This is a genomic window from Staphylococcus sp. TCBT05 (genome assembly GCF_055179755.1).
Window position 1 is genome coordinate 1 of the sequence record NZ_JBUQDQ010000030.1, and the last position, 9,974, is coordinate 9,974.

Below are 9,974 nucleotides of genomic sequence, written 5' to 3' on the forward strand. Positions count from 1 at the left end.
GGCGACAACACAGATTGGTGATAATCAAGGGTTTTACATTGGAAAGACAAAGAAATTAAATCGTCCTGTTTTTATTCGTCCAGAACTCGCAGCGAAAGCATTAGACAACATTGTAACAGCGTTTGAAAGTTTATCGGTTATGTTTGCGGGGCAAACAGGGAAAGGGAAATCCTTCTTAATGAACTTACTCGCTTTCTGGATTGTGATGAGTGGCGGAAGGGCATTTATCATCGATCCAAAAGGGGACCGCACAAGATGGCCAGAATTATTGCCAGGGTTTAGCGAGGATACCTTGCAGGTATGGACGCTTGGGAAGAATAAAGAGGATGCGGGCTGTTTAGACCCATTCCGAATCAGTGCAACGATAGAAGATGCGAAGAGTTTAGCGCTTGAAATTTTGACGTTCCTATCGGATGTAGGTTTAGAGGATATCCGATATGACTATTTATATAAAGCGATTGAACGAGTGGCGGAAAAAGAAGATGCATGTTTAACTTTGGTTCGTAAAGAGCTAGAGGAAATGAAAAAAGAACCTAACTTATTGCCAACTGAATTAGAACGGTTAAACGCTCTTACAAATCGTTTAGCAACCTTAGAAGGCATCCAGCTAGGAGATTTATTGTTTGGTAGACCAGGTCAAGATTACCGCGTATTAAGCCTAGAACGCCCATTACAAGTATTACAAATTCAACATTTACGCATTCCGAAATCAGAGGAAAAGAATGAAAGTGTTACAGATAAATTATCTCGTAGTATCTTAATTGCATTAGCGGCATTTGGTAAATCTTTAATGCATTCCGACCGTAGTATTTTCAAAGTATACCTACAAGATGAGGCATCAAGTATTTTGAAAAATAAAGAGGGTGCGGCGTCTTCTGACAAAATCATTCGAGAGGGACGTTATCACAATATCGGCTTGTATTTAGGAACACAAAACGCATCCGATTATCAATCTGAAAACAAAGAGGTTGCCAATGTGGGTATGAAGTTCTGTTTTGCGCTGAAATACGATAAGGAAGCGGAAGAAATGTTGCGTTACTATAACTTACCGGTCACAGAAGAAAATATCTTAATGTTACGCCAGTTACGACGCGGCGAAGCCTTGTTCCAGGATATTTTTGGCCGAACCGCGGTTGTAGAAATTGATCCTGTTTTCCAAGAATTAAAGACTGCATTTGATTCCTCTACGAAAACAGACGAAGAACGCGCACAACAATTGGCGTAATTCGTATTACAATACAGATAAGAGTATTCTAAATTATCTGTATATGGAGGATGGAACGATGAAAAAATTACGTATGTTATCGGGATTATGTGTAGCAGGAATGTTAATGGTATCGGGGGTTGCGGGTTGCTCAAATGAAACGAGAAGCAATGCAAACCAACAAGAGAGTCAGAAAGAACGTGATATGAAAGAATCAGATAAAGCCGCAGTTGCTTATTTAAAGGCTTATATTGAAATGGATCGAAAAAAATTAAATGAACTACAGTACAAAAAATATGATTTTGGAGAGGATCGAGTAAAAAATCCAGACATTAGTAAAGAAATGAAAGAGCGTTACGATTTGTATAGATATGATTTACAAGAGGGTGAGGATGAATTTTATTACAGAATAAAATTTTATGATCCTGTAGAAAAGGCACAAATGGGGTTATACCTCCGAATGGTTAAAGATAAAAAGGATAATAAGTGGAAAAATTATGAATGGGCATGGGATTCAACAAATAGTCTTAATTCAATTGTGGGAGATGTGAAACCTGTACATGTCCATAAATGGGGGCAAAAGGAATGAAAAAACTTTTCTCTATTTGTATGATTCTTGCATTCTTCTTACTACCGTTGGGGCCCCATGTGGCCCTAGCGGAAGATACAAAAACAGAAGAAAAACAAGAACAAAAAGGAGCGCGAATCTCTGAAAATCTATTTAGTGGATACACAGATGGGATTTACAAAGATAAGTATTACGAAATCGACACATATCAACCAAAGGAAGAAGATAAGAACGTGTTTCAAAAAGTTGGTGGATACTTATTTGGTGATGATAGTGTAGGAAAAGACTTGCAAAGAATGTTGTATACAACATGTCAATGGCTTGCCAATATGGCGTTTCAGTTAAATGTAATTCTTGGCCAGTTAACAATTTTTTTAGTCGATCAAGCATTGAACCTGGATATTGTAGATACCGTAGCGGATAAATTAGGTGCGGCTATGCAAAATATTGCTGGTATTGGAAAAGGCGGCTTTTTATCTTCAGGACTATTCCCAGCAATTATCGGTATTGCGTGTGTGTTATCGGCTTGTTATGCAGGCTATATTTTCTTTATTAAGCGCCAGCCCTCAAAAGGTTTAAGTGAGTTAGTGAAAACAGTTTTGGTTATTGCTTTTATTGTTACGTACATTGGAAATGCAGGCACGATTTTAAAGAGTGCAAATACGATTAGTTCTGAAATTAGTGTAACGGTATTAGCAAAAGCAACAGGAACAGTTGCTGGTGATCCAGGACGTTCCAAAGCGGATGCAATCTTTTCAGTGAAAAAGCAGATTTGGGATTTGTTAGTTGAAAGGCCATATTTGTTTCTACAGTATGGGGAAGATTCAAAAGAAAAATTGGGAGCTAAACGAGTAGATGAATTATTGGCAAAAGCGCCAGGTGAAGATCGTATAAAAATAGTACAAAAAGAGGTAAAGGATCAAGGAAACCAAATGATGGTTATTTCCTCTGTAGGAGAGCGCCTTGTATTTACAGTTATGTATTATGTCGTGAATACATTCGCAGGTGTTCCAGTAATTGCGTTTTGCTTACTAATTGTAGCATTCCAATTATGGTTCCTTGTCATGAGTATTATCTCACCAATCGTCATGGCGGTAGCTTTATTGCCAGGACACCGCAGAGTCATTGAAAGCTGGGCTTCACAGTGGATTAGACCATTGGCATTAAAAATTTTTATGTCTGTTATGCTGGTTATCATCTTTACGGTGGCAGAATTACTGTATGTATTACCAGAAGCGGGCGTTGCAGGATATGTGTCTACAATGATCTTCCAAATTCTTGTTTTCGTTCTTTGCTATCTGTTTAGAGATAATATTGCGGCGGCCTTTAAGAGGGTGAAAGGTGTATATAAAACAGTCACAGATATAACCCTTATGACTGAAAATGTTGTAGATAAAGGGAAAGAATATGCTGGAAATACAATTTCTTATATAGGAGACAAAATGGGGGCGCATTTTAACAGCGCGGCTGAATTGGCGGCGGCAGGCGGCCAGTTAGAAAATGCAGGGACAGACGACGAAAAGACAAAAGCCAATCCATTAATACAAGCAAATATGCCGAATGAGTTGCCCAATAATCAAACGGAACAAGAAAAAGAAGAGAATAAAAAGAAAGGAAAGCTTATTTCTTTACAGGATCGTGATAAAGAGGGGGATTTACCACAGCAGGAAGGGAAAGAACAAACACCAGGTGAGGAAGAGGCACCAATGCAACAAGACCTTATCAGCTTAGATAAAGAAGCATTAGAACAAGAAATGGAAGGACAACAAGAAGGAACAGAAGTAGAAGAATCAGAAATGGAGGTTCAACCAGAGTTGGTATCTTTACAAGACGAGGAAATTCCAACAGGAGAAGAAGTTCCAACTGATATAGAGGGATATGAAGAAATCCAGACAGAAGTACCAGAGCAAGAGGTACCATTAGAAGAAGTTCCAACTGATATAGAAGCATATCAAGAAATTCAAACAGAAGTACCAGAACAAGAGATGCCATTAGAAGAGGTTCTAACTGATATAGAAGCATATCAAGAAATTCAAGCAGAAGTACCAGAACAAGAAATGCCACTAGAAGAAGTTTCAAGCGATATGGAGGCATATGAAGAGATTCAAACAGAAGTCCCAACACAAGAAATTCCATTGGAGGAAGTGTCACCAGATCATGAAACATTTGAAGAAATCCCATCCGATATCCCACAACAAGACATTCCAACAGAAGAAATTCCGATGGATATTTCAAGAGAAGAAATACAGCCAGAACAGGAAACTTCAACACATATTCCACAACAAGAAATCTCAACGCCAATTGAAACAGATGCAAGTGAACCTTTAATACCAGATACAATTCGTGCAGATGTAAATGAAGAAGGTGTCATTGTCCCTCATACACCAGAAACAACAAGTGCGGATATTCCAGACGCTATTCCTGCAGAAGTGACTGAAGCGGGGAGGATTGTTGCAAAAAAATCTGATATAGATGTCGATTCAACTACACAAGGGATAAATTCTTCTGACTCATTTATCCCAACGGAATCCATTTCCCCAACTGATTTAACAAGAGTAAGTGAGAAAGAAATAAGCAAAAATGAACCGATTCAAGGAGAAGCGGAAACAATCGATACATCAGATATACAATATGGAGCTGTAGCCGCGGGAAGTGAAAATTGGATGCCTTCTACTGATCCACAAAACTTAGATAACTTAGATGATTTGGAGCCACCAAAAAAAGATGAGTAGAGTCCTAGACTTTTAGGACTTTACTATTTTTTTACGAAAAAAGGAGCGATCTAGCTATGAAACACTGGGGATTAACGTGTATGAAAATGGTGAGTATCAGTATTTTTCTTTGTATTGGGTGTTTAGGATGGATGAACATAATCATTCTTTTCATACAGAAAGAATGGACGACAGATTTATTAGGATGGATTGGTTTAGGGTTACTTATCTGGTATATGCTCATTCTTTTAACTCTCCAAATTATCCATAACGAGTTACGTTTCTCTATTGATGACAGGGCCAAACTAGCCTTTTTCATCTGGTTTGTAGGAATCGGTCATTTTGGATTATTAGACTTTATACAAAACCAGCAATCTACTCTTTTAACGTTACTATTTCATATTTTTGCGATTATACCTATTCTTTTGGCCCTTACATATGGGCTGATTGTTCAAAAATATTCCAATCAATCTTGATACATGTTGTAAGGGGGGAGGGATGATATGAGACCAGAAATAAAAGAAGTTATAGATAAAACGGTACAAGAAGAGATTGCACAAGAACAAAAAAAGAAGAGAAAGAAGTCCTGGTTACTGAAACTTCTTTTTGGAAGTTCTACTTTCACAATAGGATTGTTCGTCTGTATTGGATTTATTTTATTTATCGTTTTGGCGCAAGGCATTGGCAAAAAAGAAGAGGAAGCGCCAGCAACCATCCCAAGTAATGGAATGACGGTTTGTCGGCCAGGTGGAAAATCAGTGGCACCAGAAGAATTACAACCCCACCTAGGCGGCGTTTTTACAGGGAAAGCACAAGCTTTTTTAAATGCAGGAACACAAAACCAAATCGATCCCGTTTTATTAGCAGCCATTGCAAGGTTGGAAACGGGGAACGGTACTTCTAATGCAGTAAAGAACTATAACAACCCTGGTGGCCTCATGGACCCTGGTAGTTCACAAATGAAAGGATTCATGAAGTTTGCCACTTTAGATGAAGGAATCAACGCTATGGCCCGAAACTTATATAAAAACTATATCGGTATGGGGATTACAACCATAGAAGCAATTGGAGCGAAATATGCACCACCAGGAGCCGCAAATGATCCGCATGGCACAAATGGTTTATGGCCAGTATTAGTAACAAAATTTGTGGCGCAAATGGGCGGACTTACTTTCAATTGTGAAGCGGGAAAGCCAGGCGGCGTTGTAGATACGGGATCAGCAAGCTCACAAGGGTTTATTCGTCCTATCGCCCAAACAACGATTACAAGCCCATTTGGGCCACGCTGGGGCACTATTCATAAAGGTATTGATTATTCTTGCCAAGACGGTGTCACATCAATTGCCGCGTCGAAAGGTGGCGTTGTAGAGTGGGCGAAATTTGGCGCTTCCGGTTCGGGGTTTGGCGGATATGGAAACGTAGTTGTAATTAATCATGGGAATGGATATTGGAGTTTATACGGTCATATGTCGTCCATTACTGTACAGGAAGGTCAAAACATTGGAGTCGGTCAACAGGTAGGTGTTTGCGGAAGAACAGGGCAAGTAACAGGGCCACATCTTCACTTTGAGATCAAAACATCTTTGACGTTTGGTCAAGTCGACCCAGCACCTTATTTGCCGAAATAAGCGGAAAGAAAGCGAGGATTAGGGATGAAACAGGGAATCGTTGGTTTAATCATAGTTGTACTAGTGGGTATCAGTGTATGGTTATGGAATCAAAATCGCACCTTACAGCATAAAGTCGAGCAAACGGAAAAGAAGTGGACGGAACAAGTAAAAGAGCTAAAAACAGAAAATCGAGCATTGGAAAAGCGCGTGACAGTTTTAACAGAAAATACCCAGGATAAAGGGCAAGAAGTAGCAAAACAGTTTGTAGAGCTGTTAATACGTAATGATAACAAGCAAAAAGAAAAGCCAGGATTTGAGAAGATCAAAGAAATGATAACAGGGGAAGCAAGAAACAAATTATTAAACGCGCCAGATGATGCACATAACCATATAGAAGATGAGGGCTCTATGCATATTCAAACCAAAGCAAAGATAACAGATATGTACTACATCAAAACCGCTGATAATAAAGCGGATGTAACGGTTAAATATGATTATCTTGTAACGATAGATGGAACAGAACAACAAGAAAAACACACCATGAAATTAAATTTAGTATTAGAAGGTGACAAATGGTTTGTAGAAAATTACGAGTTTCAAATCAATACAGGAATTGAAGGGCCATAGGGAAAGGAATGAGGGGATTTGGTGAATCAAAATGTATTGCATCACATTGGATATGAAATATTGCAAGAAACGTTTGTATTGATTCGAAATGTATTTTCCTATTCCAAAGAAGACGAATACAGTGTGACATATGTACGAGAAATTGCGGATGCTTTGCATAATATCCCGCATTCGATTCAAAAACAGCATGATACATTTTTAGAATTTGAGTTCAAACTGTTAGAAGAAACATTAATGCAAATGGATTTTGGAAAGGTTGCCGCACAAAATATTCCCTATTTTAGAATGTATGCGGCGCGTGTACAGCAATTGTTACAGAAACGTTATAAAGAGGTTTAATCGAGTGGAAATGGGGCGATAAAGAATGATTGTATTGGGAATTGGGCTGTCAGTTTTGCTGATAGCCTTTTTGTTTATCCAGGTGTATCCGTTCCACGAACAAAAATTAGAACAAAGAAAATATGATGAATATGGAATTTGGATCATTATTTGTACAGGGGTATGCCTCTATGTATCGCATCATTTTTTACAAGAAAACACGTGGCAATGGGGATTGAAAATCATTGGTGCAACTTTTTTTACAGGATTTTCAATGGGATGTGTCGGAAAACAAAGTATATATGATTTTCAACACAAAAAGTTTCCCTTTCAGAAAAAATGACGTTTCAGATTCGCTTGTAATTGATTTCCGAAGGGGTATTAATCCATTTGGTATCGAATGAGATTGTGATCTTTATTCGGCCTTTTAAGTGGTTTAAATGAGTTTTTGGAGAAAAGGGGTGTTGGAATGATTTTTTTAAAAGTTATTGCATATATTTTGCTAAGTATAGGAGTTTGTACAGTTGTTTTAGCAGGAATAGCCGCAATTGGCAAGAAACAAATAATAATCGCAAATATACATCTATTATTGGCCATGTATTATTTTTGTTCGGGAAGTCTTCTGTATTTGTGCACGTTATGGGAAACACAAGATATTTTCCTACAAGCCTTTTTGATTCTAATTGTAGGAATTACGATCATGCGATTAAGAAAAAGCTGGTATGTACCGCAAATGCGTACGCTTCAAAAACTGCAAGAAGAAGCAACAAGTAAGAATAATCTGTGAAGAAATTTAAGGGGAGAAGGAGTGGAGGAATCTTGATACATCAATATGAATTGAACTTTTCAGTGATGTACAGTGGCAAGGTAACAGACTCACAATCTACGATTATTCCAGCACAATCTTTAGAGGAAGCAAGTAAGAAATTGCATTCGGAAGTAAAGCGGCGATTAGGAAAATGTAGTATAAAAATGAATTCCGCAAGTTTATTTGTTTCAGAAGAAGTTCAATATACAGTCTTACAAAAGTGAAAATCAATATCGTGCATAAAAAGGAGAAAATGAATATGCTATGTCCAGCATGTATCAAAAGAGAAGAAAGGGAAGTTGAAATGATTCCAATGTATGAGGAATATCCAAATTGGATTCTTTTTTGCAGAAAATGCAATCATCGACATGAAAATGAAGAAGTAAGCCCTCTTCCTTATTGAAAGTAATAAATCGAAAAGTCTTGTTTCTGCAGCAAGACTTTTTTGTTATTTTGTGGGGCTTTTTTCACATGAAAATTCCTATTGTAAAAGGGTATTAAGTTGCCGTTTTGAGAGGTGCCTTTTTCTTTTAAAAAGCGGACTGAACATCTAGGTTAAACATTGTTGTTATAAGGTTCTTAAGGAAAGCAGGTATATGTGCATAAGTTATGCACCCTAAAATAGACTTAAGCACATATGTCTAGGTATGTGTGCTTAAGTCTATGTGACTATCGTTATGTGACCGATGGAGAGATTTTCAAAGTTATGGAGCATGAAAAATCTATTTTGGATACAAAACATAAGAAAATTGTGCTTCTGCTGATTGAAATGGCTAGATTATATGATGAAATGAATCATTCAAGTGGTTGGAAGTGTGTTGGGATGGGAGTAGATTTTCTGTTATGATAGAAAAATCAATGAATCAGCGAGGTGAAAGTAATGATTTTTTTATTTCGATTTGATGTGACAGACAAGGGAATGGATTTTATTCTGAATGAAGAAATAGCAAAAGATATGTATCCTGATTTGGAAGAAATGCTCCGTGATTTAGTGAGATCTTTATGCTCAATGCTTGAATACTATAAAGTCTATAACAAAGAGAAAACCATCTTTTCAGGATTCATTCACGATAATGGGGAAGCGGAGGTTACACTCAGTAAGGGTTTGGGAAAATACATTGATCCATATACCAAGAATCAAATTATCTTTGATCATGGAAAACTTATTACTGAACTTTGTACCACAATCATGGATCGGAGATCAGCAGAAGCCCAATTAAAAGGAGAACGATGGTAGATCATAGTTCTATTTTCATAAAAAAGTTTGATTAAATTGTAAGGACTGATAAGTGGTGAGTAGTTCAATGAAATACGTGTTAGAAAAGTTTTATACATACGTAGAAAAATAAAGCACTCATGGCTAATTTGTTGTATACTAAAGAAGCTCAAGCAAGAACTATATTATGCGGTTTTAGGCATAAAAAAACGTCTTTTATCAGCACATAAAAGACGTTTTTTATTTGAACATTATTAACATAGCATGTCTTATGAGTAGTAAGACATGCTACTTTCAGAAAATGTGCTGATTGTGAAACGTATATTATCCCTACATAGCTTGTTGCACAAACCGAATCCGCAAGTATATCATATCATAAATCAATGATGAAAAAGCGATGTGTTTCACCATTCTTTGTATATATTTCTAATTAGATGTATACTAAATATGATTTCTTTTGTGAAAATTTTTAGGTGTTTTTCAAGTCAGGTTATGGTCGTTATCTAATCTATTGTATGTATCTGCAGTGAGGCTCTTATGTTAATCATAAGAGCCTGTTTGCATGTTCAATTTGTTTTTATGTACAATAAGAAAAAAGAGATCTTATCAGACAGGGAGAGGAAGCCCATGTCCAATCAAAAATTGGTCAATTTACGTATTGATTTTGCCTTTAAACAATTATTCGGGACATCCGGAAGCGAAGATATTTTGTTAACATTTCTAAATGCAATGTTAGCTGATTCATTGGAATCGCCCATTCAATCCCTTCAATTCGAAGATCCACATTTACATCGAGAACATGAAGAGGATAAATTATCGATTCTAGACGTATCGGCTACATTAGACACTGGAACCAAAATTAACATTGAAATCCAGTTGAATAATAATCATGACCTTTTAAAGCGTTCCCTA

At 37.2% G+C, this 9,974-nt stretch carries 13 protein-coding genes; all 13 read left to right on the forward strand.

The window, feature by feature from the left end:
* On the forward strand, positions 1-1,225 hold a 1,225-nt coding region (locus tag ACY191_RS06760; RefSeq protein WP_463269965.1), incomplete at its 5' end, for an ATP-binding protein.
* 58 nt (positions 1,226-1,283) lie between these two features.
* A complete protein-coding gene (locus tag ACY191_RS06765) occupies positions 1,284-1,793 on the forward strand; it encodes a hypothetical protein (protein ID WP_098223217.1) in 510 nt (169 codons plus the stop codon).
* Entirely contained in the window at positions 1,790-4,504 is a 2,715-nt protein-coding gene (locus ACY191_RS06770; RefSeq protein WP_463269966.1) for a CD3337/EF1877 family mobilome membrane protein, read from the forward strand. Before ACY191_RS06765 ends, ACY191_RS06770 begins: the two co-directional genes overlap by 4 nt.
* A gap of 56 nt (positions 4,505-4,560) precedes the next feature.
* The gene (locus ACY191_RS06775) at positions 4,561-4,959 is read left to right on the forward strand and encodes a hypothetical protein (protein ID WP_043938590.1); all 399 of its coding nucleotides are present in this window, start codon (positions 4,561-4,563) and stop codon (positions 4,957-4,959) included.
* A 27-nt stretch (positions 4,960-4,986) separates the two neighbouring features.
* The gene (locus tag ACY191_RS06780) at positions 4,987-6,111 is read left to right on the forward strand and encodes a peptidoglycan DD-metalloendopeptidase family protein (RefSeq protein ID WP_463269967.1); all 1,125 of its coding nucleotides are present in this window, start codon (positions 4,987-4,989) and stop codon (positions 6,109-6,111) included.
* A gap of 24 nt (positions 6,112-6,135) precedes the next feature.
* The gene (locus tag ACY191_RS06785; RefSeq protein ID WP_463269968.1) at positions 6,136-6,720 is read left to right on the forward strand and encodes a hypothetical protein; all 585 of its coding nucleotides are present in this window, start codon (positions 6,136-6,138) and stop codon (positions 6,718-6,720) included.
* A gap of 18 nt (positions 6,721-6,738) precedes the next feature.
* Positions 6,739-7,059, forward strand: coding sequence for a hypothetical protein (locus ACY191_RS06790; protein WP_463269969.1), 321 nt, complete (start codon positions 6,739-6,741; stop codon positions 7,057-7,059).
* Between the two features lie 25 nt (positions 7,060-7,084).
* Positions 7,085-7,381: a hypothetical protein gene (locus tag ACY191_RS06795; RefSeq protein WP_151919895.1), complete on the forward strand. Its 297-nt coding sequence runs from the start codon at positions 7,085-7,087 to the stop codon at positions 7,379-7,381.
* Positions 7,382-7,507: 126 nt separating this feature from the next.
* On the forward strand, positions 7,508-7,825 hold the full coding sequence (locus tag ACY191_RS06800) for a hypothetical protein (RefSeq protein ID WP_463269970.1): 318 nt from the start codon (positions 7,508-7,510) through the stop codon (positions 7,823-7,825).
* Positions 7,826-7,857: 32 nt separating this feature from the next.
* Positions 7,858-8,070, forward strand: a complete 213-nt coding sequence (locus ACY191_RS06805; RefSeq protein ID WP_006917363.1) for a hypothetical protein — start codon at positions 7,858-7,860, stop codon at positions 8,068-8,070.
* Between the two features lie 482 nt (positions 8,071-8,552).
* Positions 8,553-8,693 (forward strand): hypothetical protein, encoded by a 141-nt coding sequence (locus ACY191_RS06810; protein ID WP_000399507.1) that lies wholly within the window; start codon positions 8,553-8,555, stop codon positions 8,691-8,693.
* 33 nt (positions 8,694-8,726) lie between these two features.
* Positions 8,727-9,083 (forward strand): F-actin-capping protein subunit alpha, encoded by a 357-nt coding sequence (locus tag ACY191_RS06815; protein WP_000576480.1) that lies wholly within the window; start codon positions 8,727-8,729, stop codon positions 9,081-9,083.
* Positions 9,084-9,689: 606 nt separating this feature from the next.
* Positions 9,690-9,974: Rpn family recombination-promoting nuclease/putative transposase (locus tag ACY191_RS06820; protein ID WP_463269971.1), on the forward strand; the 285-nt coding region annotated here is incomplete at its 3' end.

Excerpts from the sequence above, each read along its gene's own strand:
- ACY191_RS06765 (WP_098223217.1), top strand. The coding sequence starts at position 1,284 with ATGAAAAAATTACGTATGTTATCGGGATTATGTGTAGCAGGAATGTTA.
- ACY191_RS06770 (WP_463269966.1), top strand. The coding sequence starts at position 1,790 with ATGAAAAAACTTTTCTCTATTTGTATGATTCTTGCATTCTTCTTACTA.
- ACY191_RS06775 (WP_043938590.1), top strand. The coding sequence starts at position 4,561 with ATGAAACACTGGGGATTAACGTGTATGAAAATGGTGAGTATCAGTATT.
- ACY191_RS06780 (WP_463269967.1), top strand. The coding sequence starts at position 4,987 with ATGAGACCAGAAATAAAAGAAGTTATAGATAAAACGGTACAAGAAGAG.
- ACY191_RS06785 (WP_463269968.1), top strand. The coding sequence starts at position 6,136 with ATGAAACAGGGAATCGTTGGTTTAATCATAGTTGTACTAGTGGGTATC.
- ACY191_RS06795 (WP_151919895.1), top strand. The coding sequence starts at position 7,085 with ATGATTGTATTGGGAATTGGGCTGTCAGTTTTGCTGATAGCCTTTTTG.
- ACY191_RS06800 (WP_463269970.1), top strand. The coding sequence starts at position 7,508 with ATGATTTTTTTAAAAGTTATTGCATATATTTTGCTAAGTATAGGAGTT.
- ACY191_RS06810 (WP_000399507.1), top strand. The coding sequence starts at position 8,553 with ATGGAGCATGAAAAATCTATTTTGGATACAAAACATAAGAAAATTGTG.
- ACY191_RS06815 (WP_000576480.1), top strand. The coding sequence starts at position 8,727 with ATGATTTTTTTATTTCGATTTGATGTGACAGACAAGGGAATGGATTTT.